The sequence below is a fragment of the Methanoplanus sp. FWC-SCC4 genome (assembly GCF_032878975.1).
Lineage (GTDB): Archaea > Halobacteriota > Methanomicrobia > Methanomicrobiales > Methanomicrobiaceae > Methanochimaera > Methanochimaera problematica.
Genome location: NZ_CP043875.1, coordinates 372,410 through 388,980 on the forward strand (window position 1 = coordinate 372,410; position 16,571 = coordinate 388,980).

The 16,571-nt window shown below is 43.8% G+C and carries 27 protein-coding genes; 1 reads left to right on the forward strand and 26 read right to left on the reverse strand.

What is annotated here, in order from left to right; translation table 11 throughout:
* Positions 1-6 precede the first annotated feature (6 nt).
* The 23 genes from F1737_RS01765 to F1737_RS01875 form a co-directional block, all read right to left on the reverse strand.
* Positions 7-468 carry a 50S ribosomal protein L30 gene (locus F1737_RS01765; protein ID WP_317137067.1) on the reverse strand — a complete coding sequence of 154 codons (462 nt, stop codon included), beginning with the start codon at positions 466-468 and terminating at the stop codon, positions 7-9.
* Positions 468-1,085 (reverse strand): 30S ribosomal protein S5, encoded by a 618-nt coding sequence (locus F1737_RS01770; protein ID WP_317137068.1) that lies wholly within the window; start codon positions 1,083-1,085, stop codon positions 468-470. Before F1737_RS01770 ends, F1737_RS01765 begins: the two co-directional genes overlap by 1 nt.
* Positions 1,085-1,612: a 50S ribosomal protein L18 gene (locus F1737_RS01775; RefSeq protein WP_317137069.1), complete on the reverse strand. Its 528-nt coding sequence runs from the start codon at positions 1,610-1,612 to the stop codon at positions 1,085-1,087. The genes F1737_RS01770 and F1737_RS01775 overlap by 1 nt, the downstream gene beginning before the upstream one ends.
* Positions 1,612-2,064, reverse strand: coding sequence for a 50S ribosomal protein L19e (locus F1737_RS01780; protein ID WP_317137070.1), 453 nt, complete (start codon positions 2,062-2,064; stop codon positions 1,612-1,614). Before F1737_RS01780 ends, F1737_RS01775 begins: the two co-directional genes overlap by 1 nt.
* Positions 2,057-2,488: a 50S ribosomal protein L32e gene (locus F1737_RS01785; protein ID WP_317137071.1), complete on the reverse strand. Its 432-nt coding sequence runs from the start codon at positions 2,486-2,488 to the stop codon at positions 2,057-2,059. The genes F1737_RS01780 and F1737_RS01785 overlap by 8 nt, the downstream gene beginning before the upstream one ends.
* 6 nt (positions 2,489-2,494) lie before the next feature.
* Positions 2,495-3,019, reverse strand: coding sequence for a 50S ribosomal protein L6 (gene rpl6p, locus F1737_RS01790; protein ID WP_317137072.1), 525 nt, complete (start codon positions 3,017-3,019; stop codon positions 2,495-2,497).
* Positions 3,020-3,031: 12 nt separating this feature from the next.
* The gene (locus F1737_RS01795) at positions 3,032-3,424 is read right to left on the reverse strand and encodes a 30S ribosomal protein S8 (protein WP_317137073.1); all 393 of its coding nucleotides are present in this window, start codon (positions 3,422-3,424) and stop codon (positions 3,032-3,034) included.
* A gap of 14 nt (positions 3,425-3,438) precedes the next feature.
* Positions 3,439-3,615, reverse strand: a complete 177-nt coding sequence (locus F1737_RS01800; protein WP_317137074.1) for a 30S ribosomal protein S14 — start codon at positions 3,613-3,615, stop codon at positions 3,439-3,441.
* Between the two features lie 2 nt (positions 3,616-3,617).
* Positions 3,618-4,124 carry a 50S ribosomal protein L5 gene (locus tag F1737_RS01805; protein ID WP_317137075.1) on the reverse strand — a complete coding sequence of 169 codons (507 nt, stop codon included), beginning with the start codon at positions 4,122-4,124 and terminating at the stop codon, positions 3,618-3,620.
* On the reverse strand, positions 4,124-4,855 hold the full coding sequence (locus F1737_RS01810) for a 30S ribosomal protein S4e (protein ID WP_317137076.1): 732 nt from the start codon (positions 4,853-4,855) through the stop codon (positions 4,124-4,126). Before F1737_RS01810 ends, F1737_RS01805 begins: the two co-directional genes overlap by 1 nt.
* Positions 4,855-5,220 (reverse strand): 50S ribosomal protein L24, encoded by a 366-nt coding sequence (gene rplX, locus F1737_RS01815; protein ID WP_317137077.1) that lies wholly within the window; start codon positions 5,218-5,220, stop codon positions 4,855-4,857. The genes F1737_RS01810 and rplX overlap by 1 nt, the downstream gene beginning before the upstream one ends.
* A 12-nt stretch (positions 5,221-5,232) precedes the next feature.
* Positions 5,233-5,631, reverse strand: a complete 399-nt coding sequence (rpl14p, locus tag F1737_RS01820) for a 50S ribosomal protein L14 (protein WP_317137078.1) — start codon at positions 5,629-5,631, stop codon at positions 5,233-5,235.
* Positions 5,628-5,954 (reverse strand): 30S ribosomal protein S17, encoded by a 327-nt coding sequence (locus tag F1737_RS01825; RefSeq protein WP_317137079.1) that lies wholly within the window; start codon positions 5,952-5,954, stop codon positions 5,628-5,630. The genes rpl14p and F1737_RS01825 overlap by 4 nt, the downstream gene beginning before the upstream one ends.
* A 2-nt stretch (positions 5,955-5,956) precedes the next feature.
* Positions 5,957-6,238 (reverse strand): ribonuclease P protein component 1, encoded by a 282-nt coding sequence (locus F1737_RS01830; protein WP_317137080.1) that lies wholly within the window; start codon positions 6,236-6,238, stop codon positions 5,957-5,959.
* Positions 6,235-6,441, reverse strand: a complete 207-nt coding sequence (gene rpmC, locus F1737_RS01835) for a 50S ribosomal protein L29 (RefSeq protein ID WP_317137081.1) — start codon at positions 6,439-6,441, stop codon at positions 6,235-6,237. Before rpmC ends, F1737_RS01830 begins: the two co-directional genes overlap by 4 nt.
* 1 nt (position 6,442) lies before the next feature.
* Positions 6,443-7,174, reverse strand: a complete 732-nt coding sequence (locus F1737_RS01840) for a 30S ribosomal protein S3 (protein WP_317137082.1) — start codon at positions 7,172-7,174, stop codon at positions 6,443-6,445.
* Positions 7,175-7,636 carry a 50S ribosomal protein L22 gene (locus tag F1737_RS01845; RefSeq protein ID WP_317137083.1) on the reverse strand — a complete coding sequence of 154 codons (462 nt, stop codon included), beginning with the start codon at positions 7,634-7,636 and terminating at the stop codon, positions 7,175-7,177.
* Positions 7,637-7,641: 5 nt separating this feature from the next.
* Positions 7,642-8,055 carry a 30S ribosomal protein S19 gene (locus F1737_RS01850; protein ID WP_317137084.1) on the reverse strand — a complete coding sequence of 138 codons (414 nt, stop codon included), beginning with the start codon at positions 8,053-8,055 and terminating at the stop codon, positions 7,642-7,644.
* A gap of 15 nt (positions 8,056-8,070) precedes the next feature.
* Positions 8,071-8,784, reverse strand: coding sequence for a 50S ribosomal protein L2 (locus F1737_RS01855; RefSeq protein WP_317137085.1), 714 nt, complete (start codon positions 8,782-8,784; stop codon positions 8,071-8,073).
* An 11-nt stretch (positions 8,785-8,795) separates the two neighbouring features.
* Positions 8,796-9,044 carry a 50S ribosomal protein L23 gene (locus F1737_RS01860; RefSeq protein ID WP_317137086.1) on the reverse strand — a complete coding sequence of 83 codons (249 nt, stop codon included), beginning with the start codon at positions 9,042-9,044 and terminating at the stop codon, positions 8,796-8,798.
* A gap of 2 nt (positions 9,045-9,046) precedes the next feature.
* Positions 9,047-9,793, reverse strand: a complete 747-nt coding sequence (gene rpl4p, locus F1737_RS01865) for a 50S ribosomal protein L4 (protein ID WP_317137087.1) — start codon at positions 9,791-9,793, stop codon at positions 9,047-9,049.
* A gap of 6 nt (positions 9,794-9,799) precedes the next feature.
* Positions 9,800-10,813, reverse strand: coding sequence for a 50S ribosomal protein L3 (locus tag F1737_RS01870; RefSeq protein WP_317137088.1), 1,014 nt, complete (start codon positions 10,811-10,813; stop codon positions 9,800-9,802).
* A 759-nt stretch (positions 10,814-11,572) separates the two neighbouring features.
* Entirely contained in the window at positions 11,573-11,977 is a 405-nt protein-coding gene (locus F1737_RS01875; RefSeq protein ID WP_317137089.1) for a Tfx family DNA-binding protein, read from the reverse strand.
* A gap of 142 nt (positions 11,978-12,119) precedes the next feature.
* Here F1737_RS01875 and F1737_RS01880 point away from each other — a divergent pair, with 142 nt between their 5' ends.
* On the forward strand, positions 12,120-12,962 hold the full coding sequence (locus F1737_RS01880; RefSeq protein WP_317137090.1) for a F420-dependent methylenetetrahydromethanopterin dehydrogenase: 843 nt from the start codon (positions 12,120-12,122) through the stop codon (positions 12,960-12,962).
* Between the two features lie 212 nt (positions 12,963-13,174).
* On the opposite strand, the gene F1737_RS01885 is transcribed toward F1737_RS01880, so the two are convergent.
* From F1737_RS01885 to F1737_RS01895, 3 genes are all read right to left on the reverse strand, one after another.
* Positions 13,175-13,987, reverse strand: coding sequence for a ZIP family metal transporter (locus F1737_RS01885; protein ID WP_317137091.1), 813 nt, complete (start codon positions 13,985-13,987; stop codon positions 13,175-13,177).
* A gap of 194 nt (positions 13,988-14,181) precedes the next feature.
* A complete protein-coding gene (locus F1737_RS01890; RefSeq protein ID WP_317137092.1) occupies positions 14,182-15,594 on the reverse strand; it encodes an MFS transporter in 1,413 nt (470 codons plus the stop codon).
* Entirely contained in the window at positions 15,591-16,547 is a 957-nt protein-coding gene (locus F1737_RS01895; RefSeq protein ID WP_317137093.1) for a galactose-1-phosphate uridylyltransferase, read from the reverse strand. The genes F1737_RS01890 and F1737_RS01895 overlap by 4 nt, the downstream gene beginning before the upstream one ends.
* Between the last annotated feature and the right edge of the window lie 24 nt (positions 16,548-16,571).

The window sequence follows — 16,571 nt, forward strand, 5'->3', positions numbered from 1 at the left end:
TCCTTTTCACCTCATTCTGTAAAGAAGGTTGTTTATCTCGCTTCCATAGTTACCAAGTGCTCCACCCTGCTGGTATGTGCGCTTGATAGACTTGTATCCTTTTCTAGGCGGGTGAAGGCGCAGAACTGGTTTTAATCCCGGAAGATCTGTAAGCTGTGCTTCTCCTGAACAGATTGCATTTGCAAATGAACTGATGTCTGCGAACTTTGAGTTCTCTTTGACATATTCATCTGTAAGTTTTACGTCTCCTGTCAGGCGTCCGCGTGTTTCAAGGATTGTTGCAAGTACTTCTGAGTTTACTTCGCCGTATGCCACGTAATCCTTTACTTTCCTGATCATACCTGCATATGCAGGTGTGTCAGGGATAAGGACACAGTGGTTTATGTGGTGGAGGCGGAGCATTTTGAGTGTGTCTTTGATCTCTTTTCTGGTGTTTACAACACCACGAACCTGAACAACGACGTACATTATTGTGAGCCTCCCATTCTTACAAGGTTAGCCTGCTTGAGTGCATCGTAAGTTGCTTTTGCATAGTTTATGGTTGTACGTGTGTTACCGCTTGAGTAAGTCCATACATCACGAATACCTGCAAGGTGTAATACTTTCTTTCCGATGTCACCCGTTACAAGTCCGATTCCCTGTGGTGCCGGCACGAGTGTAACTTTTACACTGCCTGCCTTTCCTGTAGCACGGACGGGGATTGAATGACCCTCACCACATGCACATTCCCAGCTGCCACAGCCTCTTTTGACTTTGATTATATTGATTTTTGCATTGGCAATTGCCTTTTTAATTGCATTTCCGACCTGGGCATCCTTTGCCTGGCCAAAGCCAATGTAACCATTGCTGTTTCCTACTACAACAGCACAGCGGAATTTAACACGTCTGCCACTGTCGGTCATTCTCTGCACCATGTTGATGTCGAGTACTTCATCTTCAAGATCCGGGAGGAAGTAGTCAACGATCTGTGGCTCTTTGATTGGTCTTCCGCTTTCAAGCACAGTGTCAAGGCTTGGGATTTCTCCGGCGGCTACCTTCTTTCCGAGACCGGTGAGAGGAATCCATTCTTCCTGTTCAAAGGCCATTATCTCAGCTCCTTCATAATTGCATCTTCAACTGCTTCGACATTTTCTACAAGATCGCCTGCTCTCTCAGGAGCGTATTCTGCGATGTGTACTCCTTTTACCCTGTCATCATCAGGAAGGATATCCTCGCCATGAGGAATGTTGAAGCCTGCATTTACAGCTCCTTTCAGTGCTGCAAATATTTTTGCGCCGTATGTTGCACGGTGAAGACCAATGTCCAGAATTGCTTCTTCGTAGCCTGCATTGAATGCCTTGACTGCAAAGAGCATACCTGTAAGGTATGCAGCTGGTGTGTTTCCGGTTGCACCTTTGTAGCCATATTTTTCAAGTTCACTTGAATATGCGGCAACAAGTGTTCTGTCACCATCAAGGTGAGCTTCAACAAGCTGACAGATGATCTGTTTGTTAGTCTTACGAACGACCATACGTGGTTTCTCGGAGAGGAGAAGTTTTAAGCGCTTGTAGTAGTCTGTTTTGCCTTCTCTGCGTCTGCGGAACTGGACAAAATATCTTGGACCTGTTGCCATTATTCCATCCTCCCTGAGATCTGCTCAAGCTGTGCCTTCATGTGGGCAACACTTCTGAACTGCCCTCCAGCTGCTTTTCTGTACATAATTCTGTATAAATGTGCGTCAATCTCGCCTTCATCACGGAGTGTGCGAAGTTCTCTTCTGATTGCGCGTATTTTTCTAATCCATATGCGCTTGGATGGATTGCGTGCTCCTGCTGCACCTTTCCTGCGTCCTGCACCTTTACAGTGACCGTATGAACGCTTTGCTGCAAGTACACGTGCTCTTCCGCGGCTTATGCCCTTTACAGGTCTGGCGGAAATTGCACCTTCTTCAACAAGTCCTCTGATATCTTCGCGTGAAATAGCATTGGAGATCTCCTCTGCATTTTCAGGGTTCAGACATACACGGTTTACACCACATTTGAGAACTGCTGCTGCCATACGCTTCTGGTTTTTCAGATCACTCATTGTCTTTCACCTCTTCTGCTGCTTCAGCGACCTCTCCGGTCTTTATTGAAACATCCTTTGGGTTTATGACTTTAAGTGTAAGCTCTGCAGCTTTTTCCTGAATTGAAGCACGCTTTTTGTTTCCAACAGCTGCAGCAATCCTGATTGCCTGAATCTCTGAGTTAAGACCTTCGAGATCTGCTATGTTGAATACAAGTACTTCTTCGTATCCTGACGGGTGCATTCCGCGGACTGCCTTCGGGCTTCCAAAGCCTGATCTTGGGTGGCGTCCTTTTGCACGGTACTGCTTCCTCTGTTTGCTCTGAAGACCACGTGGTCTTCTCCAGGTGTCTTCAAGTTTCTTTTTCCGGGACAGACCCTGGCGCTTAAAGGTTGCACGCTGGGCGTTCCTTGCCCTTATCAGTCTTATTTTATCGTCAACCATTTTTCATCACGCCTTGTTTACGATGTAAATTCCGTCCTGGAAAACGCGTGAATCACGTCCACGGACTTTTGTTGCTCTCTCAATTCTCCCTGATGCAGTTCCTACCATTTCTTTGTTAATTCCTGTCAGTGTGATTTCATCACCGCTGATTTTAATCTTGACACCTTCTGGAATTTCAGCGAAACGGGATTCCTTTTCACCGAGGAAGTTTGCGATCTCAAGTTTGTTTCCGCTGGTCTTGAGCTGAATTGGGAAGTGACTGTATACAACTTTCATTGTATAGACATACTCTTCGGTAACGCCTCTGCACATATTTTTTGCGTGTGATGCGTATGTTCCGAGCATAGCGGTAATCTTCTTCCTTGTTGATTCGGTTGAAACAACGAATTCCCCTTCTTCAATTTTTATGTTGACATTGGGGTAGTGCATATTTCTCTCAATTTTTCCTTTAGGTCCGGAAACAGAGAGAGTTGAACCGATAATTTCAGCGTTGACACCCTCCGGAATTGTAACTTTTCTTTCTGTGATCATTTCCTGTCACCTTTAGTATACATATCCGAGAAGTTCTCCGCCTACACCGAGACGGCGTGCATTTTCGTGTGACAGAACACCCTTTGATGTTGTAATCAGGAGTATTCCAAAGTTCTTTGCAGGGAGGTACTGGTTTTCCCATTTTTCAAGTTCATCAACACTAACAGCAAAACGCGGGCTGATAACGCCGCATTTGTTTATGTTTCCGTTGAGTGAGATCCTGAACTGTCCGCCTCTGCCGTCATCGATAAGCTCGAAGCTTTCAATGTAGTTCTCTTCCTTCATGATGCCGAGCATTGCTCCAAGAAGTTTGCCTGCGGGTTCGACAATACATTCTGTCTTACCTACGTCAGAGGCGTTTTTGATAGCGCTCATTGCATCTGCAATTGGATTAAGCCTTGTCATCTTTAAACACCCTCTTAGTTCATCTTCTTAAAGCCGATCTTCGGAGCAGATTCACGGAAGCACTGGCGACAGAGCATAATATTGTACCTGCGTACAAGACCCTGCTTTCTTCCGCACATCTGGCATTCGTTAGCACCGCGTCCAAATATTTTTGCAGGTGCTTCCTGTTCATTTGAATTTTTTTCAGCCATGTTTACTGCACCTCGACACCAAATTCTTCTTCCATGAATTTGATTGCTTCTTCGCTTGTCACTCTCTGCTTCTCAGGAAGTTTTTTTGTCTGAATGCTTCTTCTTGCGATACGAACACCTTTCTTCTCAAGGATGACGTTTACATCCATACCATAGATACCGATCATTGGATCGTAATTCTGGGTTGGGAAATCTGTGTGTTCTTCAATACCGTAAGAAATATTTCCTGATTTGTCAAACTGGCTTGCAAAGAGTTTTTTCTCGATGATTTCGAGTGATGTACGGACAAATTCCTCAGCCTTTTCTCCTCTGAGATAGACTTTGCAACCGATTGGCTGGCCTTTTCTGATACCAAATGCCGGCTGGGTGCGTTTTGCAATTGTCCTTACTGACTGCTGGCCTGTAATTTCTTTCAGGATTGTTTCAGCTTTAACCAGTTTTTCACCGGCTTCGCCTACTGCCATGTGGACAACGATCTTGTCAATGTGCAGATTCTGCATTGGGTTCATTACTCTTCAATCCCCCATTCCTTGATTACGGACTCTGATTTTCCAACCATGAAGGTATAATCTTCAACAGTGTCGAATTCTTCGCCACTCTTTTCTTCTACAAGATAAATCCTGTTGGAGATGCTTCCGGGAATTACATTGATCTTTGTAATTTTGCCAACCTTTCCTGAGTGGCGTCCACCAATGATCATTGCAACATTTCCTTCTGCAAATGGGAAGTGGTCCACTACTGTAAAGTGTCCGTCGCCTTCTGCAATATTCAGAACAACTGAATCTTTAGGCTTGTATTCCTGTGAATCAACGAGAATGTTTGCACCGTAGCGGAGATTGAGCTGGATCTTTCCACCCTTTACAATTGTCTTGTCGGCAATTTTGCAAAGGCGTGTTTTTGCATCTTCTTCTGAGATGTCCACTGAGACATAGTCGCCCTTCTTGTTGCGGAGAATTCTGAAGTATTTCTCCATCTTTGGAATTGCAACGATATCAAAAACTCCCAATCCCATTTTAGGATCAGTGCATACCTTGCCGTTTACAATAATTGATCTTGAGCTAAGGATCTTTTTGACCTCTTTCATGTTGAGGGCAAGTCCGGTGTGATCTCTTAACCAGACAACCATTGGCATTGCATTCTTGTTATGTGGACCTGGAGCGGTCTTTGTAATGAATACGTTTTGCTTTTTTGCAATACGCCATCCTGTTGGCGCATTAAGTCTCTTAATATGGTTTGACATTAGTTCTTACCCTCCAGTCTTCCTTCACGAAGTTTGTCGTTCAGATTGAGTTTTACAATCTGCACATTTGATGCATATACAGGTCTTGGCACTTCGGTTCCGTCAACTTTTGTTACGGAAACTCCGTGAACCAGAACTGTACCTGCTTCTGTGTTGACTGAGTCAACAACTGCTTCTTCGCCTTTGAAATCTCCACGGAGAACCTTTACGGTGTCACCCTCAACTACGCGGAATGAACACTTGCCATATTTTTCTTTGAGTTCTTTTGAAAGGCTTGCGTTAAGGAATTTTCCACGCATGTGTGCAGGTGCATTGTAGCGTGCTTTACGCTGTTTTCTTGGCTGACTGCTTGCAATTCTTACCATTACCAATACACCTCACACGATGATTGTCGCCATTGAACCAATCTTTGGAAAACGCTCGGCAACTTCACGGGCCACAGGGCCTTTGATTTCTGTGCCTTTTGGTTCACCACGTTCGTTTGTGATGACCATTGCATTGTCCTCGAAAGTCAGACGAAGTCCGTTCACTCTTCTAATTTCTTTTTTCTGCCTGATTACGACTGCTTTTTCAAGCTTGCGGCGCATTTCAGGAGTACCCTTCTTTACAGAAACTGTTGCCATGTCGCCAAGACCAAGTTTTGGCTGACGTCTGCGGACACCATGGTACTTGTCGACAGATACAATCTGTACCTGACGTGAACCGGTGTTGTCTGCACAGGTTAATTTTGAACCTGTTGAAATTGCCCTTGGAATTTTAGACTGAATTGCTTTCATTCCTCAGACACCTCTACTACAACAAATTTCTTTGTCTTGGAAATTGGCCTGCATTCAGCGATTTTTACTACATCGCCGACTTTGGCGCCAAGACATGGAGGGTTGTGTGCGTGAAGCTTTGATGAGCGTTTTTCGTAACGCTTGTATTTCTTCACGTAGTGCAGGTAATCTCTTGATACTACAATTGATCCCTGCATGCGGTCACTCACGACTTTACCGGTAATCACCTGGCCGCGTACTGGCAAAGTGCCGTGAAATGGACAGTTTACGTCATTGCATTCCTTCTCCGGAATTGCGACGTTTAACCCTGTGTTTTTAGCCATATTTACCTCAGATTTTTGATTCGCATGCTGATTCTTTTTTCAGGCTGCATAACCAACACTGATCCATCAACCCTTAGACGGGTCTCATCTGGAAGATGAAGGTCAATTTTTAAGCCTGTTTTCTGCACTTTTTTGAGGCCGTTCCCAGAATGTATTGTCAGCAGATTTTTGCTTTCATCAACAATTATACCGGTTATTCCAATCTGCGAAGGATTGGTTGAATTGGAGATATATATCTCCAGACCGATTAATTCATGTCTGCATACATTCTGAGGTGTGATCAAGCCTCTTTTCTCCGTTTGTTCTGCTCAGTTTTGATTCTTGCAATGGTGCGCTTGATTTCGTGAATGCGGCCGGGGTTCTCCGGTGCTCCACCTGCGCTTACCTTTCCAAGATCCTGAACAAGTTCAAGTTCAAGCTTGTCAAGCTGTTCTGACAATTCGACATCACTGAACTGTGCAACTTCTGATGCACGAAAGATAGCCATTTCAGAAATCCTCCTCTGCGGGTACGTCCTCTGCGGCTTCCATCTCTTCGTCAATCTCTTTTCCGATGACCTCTTCTGCAGGAATATCTTCGATTTCCTCTTCTACAGGTTTGGTTTCAACGGGTTCCTTAACAGGTTCTGCTTCGAGAATTTCAAAGTGATCTGGAAGTTGTGCACCAGGAGGAACGATTCTTACGGTACATCCGATAGTTCCGAGTTTTTTGACTGCGATTGCATATCCGTGTTCAACAATTGTCAGACTTGGTTCGCCTGCAAATTTGACGTATCCTTCTGAGAACTTCTGAACACGTGAACGTGCACCTGTAAGTTTTCCTGACATTACAACCTGACAGCCAAGTGCGCCTGATTCCATGACTCGGCGAAGGATGCTGGATCCTGCCTTACGGAAGTACCATCCGCGTTCAAGTGAATTTGCAAGGCGTTCTGCCATGATCTGTGCATTGAATGCCGGATTTTCTACCTGCTGGACTTCAATCTGTGGTGATTCGATATTGTATTCGTTCTGGAGTGTTGCTGTAAGTTCACGTACAACTTTTCCGCCCTTTCCGATTACAATACCAGGTTTCTCAGCGAAGATTGTGATCTGTGTCCCAAGGGGAGTACGAACAATTTCCATTCCGCCGTATCCGGCTCTCTTGAGTTCTTTTGAGAGGTACTGCTCAACGCGTGCTCCGCGAACACCGTCCTCAACAAATCTTTTCTCTACTGCCAATTACTCCACCTCTCTGACCATAATTTCGACATTTGCGGACTCTGCGAATTTCGCTGTAGCCCTTCCCATTGCACGCGGGAAGATTCCGCGCTGTCTTCTTCCTCTGTTGGATGTTGCGAAGAAGATCTCAAGTTTCTCAGTATCAAGACCGATGTATTCCGCATTTTTCTCAACTGATCTGAGAACTTTGAGGAATTCGGATGATGCTTTGACAGGGTATCTTCCAGCGTCCCATTTGTCAAGACCTCTTTTGTGTGCAACATTTCTGTTGAATCTCTTGAATGGAATTGCCTTCTTGAGGGCCACAACATCTTCGAGGTATGCAATTGCTTCCTTTGTTGTCTTGCCTTTGATGAATCTTGTGATCTCAATGGCATGCTTTGGAGAGATTGGAAGTTCGTTAGCCTTTGCACGGGCAATCTGTTCGGCTTCCATCTTAAGTGAATAGTTTGTTCTTGCCATTTACATCACTTCAGTGGGACGAATTTACTGGATCTTGTTGCACCGATACCAGCACTACCGTGTGAGACACGTTTTCTTGTAAGTGCGAATTCACCAAGATACATGAATACAGCTTCAGGCTGAATTTCTACTTTGGTAAATTCCTTACCGTTGTACACTTCGATTGTCTTTCCAATCATATCGGGCATGATTACCAGATCACGAATGTGGGTTCTGATACGCTCTTTGCCTTCTCTGACTTCAGCAAGAACCTTCTCATGTCCTTCTGACAGACCGCGGTTGTATTTGCGGCGTGCCCTTGACGGCATGATAGGGAGAAGCTCGCTCAGACTCATTTGCTGAAGTTCTTCAATTTTAAAGCCGTGGTAGGTAAATTCCTCTTTTCGCCTCGGCAATCTCTTCTGCGTTTTCTTTGCCATAGTTTGCTACACTCCTTATTTCCTGCCTGTCCTCTTTGCAGCGATATGTCCGACTTTTCTACCTGGTGATGTACCACGTGATACTGTCTTTGGACGTCCACAGTGCTGATGTCCACCGCCACCGAACGGGTGGTCGATTACGTTCATACAGACACCTTTGACACGAGGCCATTTTGCTGCCTGTGACTTCATCTTGTGGAATTTCTTTCCTGCTTTTACAAACGGTTTTTCACTGCGTCCTCCGCCGGCTACAATACCAACGGTTGCACGGCAGTCCCCGTGGAACCACTTGTGTTTGCCGCTTGGCATTTTTATTCCGACGCGTCCGTCATCGGATTTACCGATAACCTGGGACTGAACTCCGCTTGAACGGATGAATTTACCGCCATCGTTGGGTCTTGCCTCAACATTGCATACATATGCACCGACAGGAATGTCGATAAGTTTCAGAGTGTTCCCGTTTTTGACTTCTGCTTCAGGTCCCCATGCAACATTGTCGCCAACTCCCATGCCTTCTGTAACGAGCATGAAAATCTTCTCACCTTCTGCGAGGACAACCTTTGCAATAGGTGCGTGACGTGCAGGGTCATGTTCAATATCAATAATTTCTCCGCGTACGGTTGTTGATATGTTACCGGGGTGCTTGAGTGAAGCCTTGTATTTATGTGACGGTGCACGGTATACAGGACCTCCACGACCACGGTTTTGCGAGATAATGCGTTTTCCCATTTACACCACCCTCACATTACTCCGAGTCTGCTGAGGATCTCTTCGCCTGCTTTTTCGTCAGCGAATGTGACCATTGCCTTTTTCTGACCTTTCATTGTCATGAGGGTCTTTACAGAGACAACTTCCTTGTCGAACATCCTCTCGATCTCTTTTGCAATCTGTTTCTTTGTTGCTGCGCGATCTACTATGAACTGGAGTTTTCCTTTGTACTCAAGGTCCATTGATGCCTTTTCTGAAACATATGGGTTCTTGATTATCATTTTTACATCTCCTCCAGTTTGTTAATAGCTGAAACAGTCCATACTGTCAGACGTCCTGCCTGTGTTCCAGGTGCAAGATGTTCTGCATTAAGTTCGTCTACTGTTATTGAGTCAACACCTGCAAGGTTTCTTGCTGCACGGAGCTGTTTTTCTCCTGTGACAATTAAGAGACTCTTGCGCTGTTTGTAACGGCGTCCACGGAGTTTTCCGCGTCCTGCACGAACTTTCTTGGAGTCTCTTGAACGAACGACATCTGCGTAAAGTCCTGTTGCTTTGAGAGCTTCGACAATGTCTTTTGTCTGTTCAAGTGATTCAAAAGAGTCTTCAAAGACGAATGGTATTGTTCCTTCAAATTTGTGTCCGCGTGCGAGAACAAGCTCTTCGATTGTGGTTGCGGCGATAGCCGACCTGATTGCCTTTCTTTTTTCCTGCTTGTTTATTTTACGGACAAGGATTTTCTCTACTTTTGGAGGATGAGCTGCACGTCCGCCTACTGCCTGTGGAATACGTGCTACACGTGAACCGTTTTTGATTCTTGGTACCTGTGCGACACCACGTCCGCTACCCCAGGATTCAGCTGATGTCTTGAGTCCTGCGTATGCGTTTGTTCCGTGTGGCTGGAAGCGTGTGCTCTGGAGTGCCAGTACAGCATTTTTTATGAGGTCAGGGCGGTATGCTTCTTCGAATACAGCCGGGAGTTCAATATCTCCTGCAACATTTCCGTCTATTGTTCTAATCTGTGTTATCATCTCAGATCACCCCTGCTTGCTCATTGTGCTGACATAGCTGATTGACGGTACACGGTCAACATGGCCTCTGATACGAATTGCAGGTCTGATTCTTACAAGACGCTTGACAGGTCCGGGTACTGATCCCTTGATAGCGATGTACTTTCCTCTTACGAGACCGTAGTGGAGGAATCCGCCGTCAGGATTAATTGACTCCGGTTCTGTTCCCAATTTAAGGATACGCTTGTTGAATTCTGTTCTCTGCTGGTATCCCATCTGACCCATCTGTGGAACCTGCCATCTTACGTGGTGAGGTGTCCATGGTCCAAGGTTTCCAATGTGGCGTTTCTTTCCACCGACAGAGTGTTTTCCCTTACGTGTCTGAATACCCCAGCGTTTGACAGGGCCGTTTGTGCCTTTACCTGTTGTTACTGCTGTAACGTCTATGTACTGGCCTTCTTCTGCAACTGCATCCAGTTCAATTTCTGAACCAAAGAGTCCTGTTGCAAATTCGAGGCGTGCTTCCATGCTTCCGCCGGCAACACGGACTTCCATTAAGTCCGGAACTTTCTTTGGAACACCGGTAAGCGCTGCCGGCTGAGTGTACATTAATGCAAAAATGTCAGAGACTCTCTCGTTTGCGATAGCGTCACGGATTTTCTGAGTGTTATCTGCACTGTTGTTGTTCTTTGGAATTGCAATGCGTCCTTTGAGTGCTTCGTCGACATTTTCTGCCCACACTTCTGAGAATGCATGCTTTCCGTATGTATCCTTAGCGTATGCACGCACTGCAACAACCTTCATGGGTGGAATTTCGACAATTGTAACAGGTACTGTGATGTCCTTGCCCTCACTTGGGCTGTTTTTGTGGTCATCAACCATTACAATATGCGTCATACCCACTTTGTATCCGGCAAATCCCTGCAGTTTTGGCTCCCCTTCGTACTCAGGCCAGGATTTGTATTTTGGTACCTGGCTCTTTGCACGCTTGCGGGGACTGTATGCAAGAGATCCTCTGCGTGGTCTGGATATTTCGGCCATTTTTCAATCAATCCTAAATCTTGATTTAATTATTAAATCGATACTGTTTTTCCGAGATTTCAGGAAACATGTTCCTGAAGGGTTAAACAGACGTTCTCGTCTGGCCTAATGAACCTGGATACTCGTGTATTGTTTACTCCGGCAGATTAAGGGTCTGCTGAATAACATGCAGTAATCTTCTGCCTGCCTTTTTGGAATTAAATAATTCCTTAGCCTTGACCGAATTCTGCCGGCCAATAGCTTTCACGTCTCTCTAACAGATTCTGACCTTTACCTGCGCTCTTCTGGTCAATGCCAGAAAAAGGGCCGAAAATACATTTTCGTCCACCCCATAATTTGGCGCATACATCAGATCCTACGTCGTCAGCCCGTTACTACCCTTCAAAGGGTAATAAACAACTATCTCGGCAATCACCAGAATCCTGAAACGATTTCAGGTTTCCGGGCAACCACTTTATGAAAATTTGTCTTTCAATGATGTTTATTCTCTGTCGTTGACAGGTTCATGAACAACATTTCATGCAAATTTCATAACGGTTTCCTAAATGTTCTATTTATTTTATTATAAAGATTTGTATTTTGGAACTCATGAATAAAAAAGAGAAAATGCCTGATGATGATTTTATAGTATTATTGTAAGTCTGAATATTTCCACATGATCTGAATTAACAATTTATAATCTGTACAATTTTTTGATTTTATTTGAATATATGGGCATTATGACTAAAAAATTCTTTGGAAAATAATAATTTCAGATATTTAATTGAAATATATGTCGCCTTCTTTATTGATGTATACATCAATGTCGTCTTTTATGTATCTTGCCCGGAAGCGTTCCGGATTTGAGTCGCGCATACGGTTAATGAGAGATATTGTGTCGTATCGTACTTTTATACCCTCAACTTCAGCTTCTTTGAAGATATCCTTGGCTGCCTCAATAAAATCAGAACCTGCGCTTATGGTGCATAAATGGGTGGCATCGAGGGTATATAGGAATTCGATTGTTTCTTTTGCTTTTTTGATGTTTTCCATCGCTGCTTTCTCAATCGTGCACACATTTGCTTTGGAAGTTTTTATGATGTCTGCAATCTGCTGCTGGGTATAACCATGTTTACGGTACCTGAGCACTTCTTTTTGGCGGTCAGTAAGTAGACTATCTTTCATTAATATGGTTATATGTTTACCTGAACTTAAACACTTCTAATTAACATGTTAAGTTAACTGTGTACAGAAAAGGAAGATTTCAAAATCTTTATTAGCAGATCTGCTGAATTTAAAATGTTCTCAAATTTGAGAGGTATAGAATATGGTAGTTAAAGTTGGAATCGCAAAACTCGGCAACATCGCAAGTGGTGTTATGGCTGAATTACTCCTTGATGAGCGTGCAGACCGTGAAGACATGGAAACATTCATGGCAACAAGCGGAACAAAACTTCAGGAAAACGACATTGCACGTGTTGTTGACAACATGAAGGCATGGGCACCTGACTTTTGTATTGTTGTGTCTCCAAACGGTGTTCTTCCCGGACCAAAGGGAGCACGTGAGGCACTTGCAGCAGCAGGCATTCCATGTATTGTAATTACAGACGATATCACATCAAAGAAAGATGACTTTGCAGCACTCAAGGAATCAGCATTTGGATACATCATCATGAAGGCAGACTCCATGATTGGTGCACGCCGTGAATTCCTTGACCCTAAGGAAATGTCAGACTTTAATGGAAACCTTGTAAAGGTTCTCGCACTCACAGGCGCATTCTCCAAACTCCAGATTGCACTTGATGAAGTAATTGACCAGGTAAAAGAAGGAAAGAAGGGTGCAGACCTTGTTCTTCCAAAGATCGTCATGACATCCGACAAAGCAGTTGCAAATGAGTTCACAAACCCATACGCATATGCAAAAGGACGTGCAGCATACGAGATTGCACAGGCAGTTGCAGGCCAGAATGTCAAGGGTTGTTTCATGACAAAGGGTCACGAAAACTACACACCTATCGTTTCATCCGCACACGAGATGATGCGCCAGGCAATGCTCCTCTGTGAAGAAGCACGTGAAATTGAGAAAGCAGGCGACGGTGTAATCAGAAGGCCACACAAGGGCGACGGAACACGCGTTGAGAAGAAAGAGCTTATCTCAAAGCCCTGGTAAAATAAATAAAATTTAATTATTTTTTTAATTTTGTTTCTATATTCAGATTGTTATTTGGAAAATCTGTTATTGTTTTTCGAAATGAAAAACGGCTGTTCCTGAAAAATTATATAATTTAGATGATTTTTGAATATTCGTATGTATGATTTTCAGATATAGTGAATGTTTGAATCATTTTTATAAAAAAAGTTAAAATAATTATCATCCCATTTTTATCCAAGGGCCACATCCAGAATCATCATAACAAGAAAACCTGATATTGCCCCGAAAGTTGCCAGGTCTGTATTTCCGTTAAGCTGTGACTCCGGAATTACTTCTTCGATAACGACATAGATCATTGCACCTGCCGCAAAGGAAAGGGCATAGGGGAGGACTGGCATTACAAAGACAACCGCAGCAGCACCCAGGACAGCTGCAACCGGTTCGACAACTGCTGACAGCTGGCCGTACCAAAAGCTCTTCGCTGCACTTGTGCCTTCACTATGGAGTGGCATGGAGATAGCAATTCCCTCCGGTAAATTCTGGATCCCTATCCCAAGAGCCAGTGAGATGGCAGCAGCAATAGTAGCCTCCGGATGTCCGGATGCGGCTGCTCCGAAAGAAACACCGATAGCAAGGCCTTCTGGTATATTGTGGAGGGTTATGGCAAGCACCAGCAGTGTACTTCTCCGCCATGATGTCTTAATCCCTTCAGCATTTTCGTAGGGGGAGCCTATGTGCAGGTGTGGGAGTGTCCTGTCGAGTCCGGCAATGAATACTGCTCCGAGAAGAAATCCTGCTGATGCAGGAAACCAGTTAAGATATCCCCAGTCCCCCGATAATTTTATTGCGGGAATTATCAGTGACCAGATGCTTGCCGCGAGCATTATTCCTGCAGCAAAACCGAGCATGATATCCATAAACTTTCTGTTAAAACCGGTGAACAGAAACACTACTGCCGCTCCGGCTGCAGTCATTCCCCATGTAAAAAGCCCTGCAAGAAGGGCCTGCTGCACAGGGCCAAGTCCCTGGAAATACTCAAACATTGTAAATACTCCAAAAGTCCTGCTTTCTTACATATTAAAAGATTCATTATATTTCAAAAACACTTGTGTGGATTTTTTTCTGACACTCAGTCATCATTGAAGTTTGGATTTCATTTTAAGATGCGTGTATTTTTTGCCGGATATCTGGTTTTTTAGATTATTATTTTAAAAAATAGAATTTTATTGTTCCTTAATTAATTGTAAATATCTCTGTTTTTTACTGATATCGATATTATCAGTGCAGCTACCGCAAGGACTGCTGAGAATATGTAGATCATCTCCATTGCATTGGTAAAAATTATTGGGGGCAGTGATTGGATAATTGTGGATTGAAAATTCTTTGTCTGAAGTGAAATGCTCTCCTGAAGTACGAGTGTGTATGCTGCTGTCCCTATACTCATGCCAACGTAAAATACGAGGTTGCTTATTGCAGAGCCTGTAATTTTATGTTTTTCAGGGCTGTGTTCAATTACCCTGCTTGCTCCCGAGCTTGCAACAATACCAATTGCAGCCCCAAACATTATCAGTGCAATTACAAGATGGATTGTGTCTGTGTATAGCGAATAAACGAATGGAATGCTGGATAATAGTGCTATTAATGCAGCTATTGAACACACCAGCCTGTTTCCTTCGTAATCAGATATGAGACCTCCTGCAGGGCCTGCGATTATCATGATGAGCGGGGGTATCAGCAGATAAAGTCCTGATATGTCCGGTGTCAGCCCTGTAATATTTTCCAGATAGAAGGGGAGGGTAAATTCGATTCCTCCAAGAAGTATCTCAAATAAAGTGAGGAACAAAACTGCTCCCAGAAATTTCCATGAAAGGAAGATTTCCGTGTTGATTATCGGGTTTGCATTCCTGTTTTCCCATATGAAAAATAATGGTGCAAAAATCATAAACAGCAATATACATAACAGAATTACCGGAGAATTCCAGCCAAGAGCACTCCCTTTTGTCAGTGTAAAAAGGAATGCGGACATTGCAACTGACAAAAATATTACTCCCGGGTAATCAAATTTACGGGTAATTCCTGAAGGTTTTTGATCTTCAAATAAATATAATGTTAAAATGACTCCGATGAGTCCCAGGGGTATGTTTATGTAAAATATCCAGTGCCAGGAGAGGTAATGGGTTATATACCCGCCTATGGCAGGCCCTGCTGCAAGTGCAAATCCTCCTGCACCCATAATAATTCCAAGCGCTTTCCCGCGAACATTTTGTGGGAATGCTATTGCAACCTGTGCCGGGACTCCGGCGGCCATCATGGCCCCCCCTATGGCCTGTATTCCTCTGAAGAGTACAAGCCACCATACTCCTGGTGAGATTGTGCAAAGGTATGATGCAGCCGTAAATATAAGAAATCCGCCGGCAATGATCCTTCCTGTTCCATATATCTCTGCGGTTTTTGCAAACGGTAAAAGAAGGCAGCTTATTACCAGGAAATATACGAGTGGGATCCATGAAACCGAGTCGAGTCCCGCGTTGAATTCGGTGGCTATTGTTGGCAGTGATATGTTCAGTGCTGTGCCGTCAAGAAGTTCAATTGCTGTTGCAAGAGAAAGAACGGTCAGGACAGACCAGTACCCTTTAAGGCTGTTTTTCATTTTGTATTGATTTTGAAGTTACTGTATGCCTCTCCAAGATCTTCGGGGAGTGTAAGTATGACAGGTTCCATGTGGAGGCGCTCCATAAATGCGGTGTCGGAAGTACACGCACGATTGGGATTTATCCGTGCAATAAAAGAACAAAATGCCCTGAATCCTTTATTTTTGTTTTTAGGTGTTCCTGTGTACAATGAAAAATTGAATGCATAATGACCTAAGTAATTGTAAAAATCAATTATATTTTTCATTCCTTTTGAGATTAGATCAATATAAGACTCAAGTTCATCCAGTGTTGAAAACGGCATATATCCTCTTATCTCTTTTTCTCCCAGTGGAACCGGGTTTGCGGCCCAGATTATTTCACTGCCTGCTATAAAACGTGAAGATTTCATTTCTGTATGTATTAGTTCATCCCAGTAGTTTTTGCCTTTTTCCTGATAGTATTTGTATGAATTTGTGATGTATTTTTCAGTTAGGTTTGAAGGGGTGTAATCAGATATTCCCTGCATATGCGGGTGAAGCATGCTTGCGCCTGCTGAAGGGAGAAAGTTCCAGTTGATTGATGAGTATCCGGTTTCGTTTATCAGTGCCCGGTACTGCCCGTCAATTGCATCTTCAATCTGCTTTTTTGAAAAAGTTCTGACATTGTGATCTTTAGTAATTACTGTAACCACATGTTTTCTGGCAAACGGGAAGAGATTTGGAAATGTTATACTCTCGCCTTTCTGTATTCTGGTTCCGTCTTTAAACACAGGGGTATTTATCAGAACATTTTCAGGGCAAAAAGGACATGGCTCATTATTATATTTTGAAAAATCCGGATTGTCTATATTGCGTTTAATTCTTTCAGGACTAATCCGACATTTTATGCCAGTCAGGTTTTCAGTCCTGTACTGAACAATTCCTGAATTTGTTTGGATTTCGCTGAAACTATATATGCCCCTGTCTGTCATATGAATAACTTTCCAGAGGAGTAT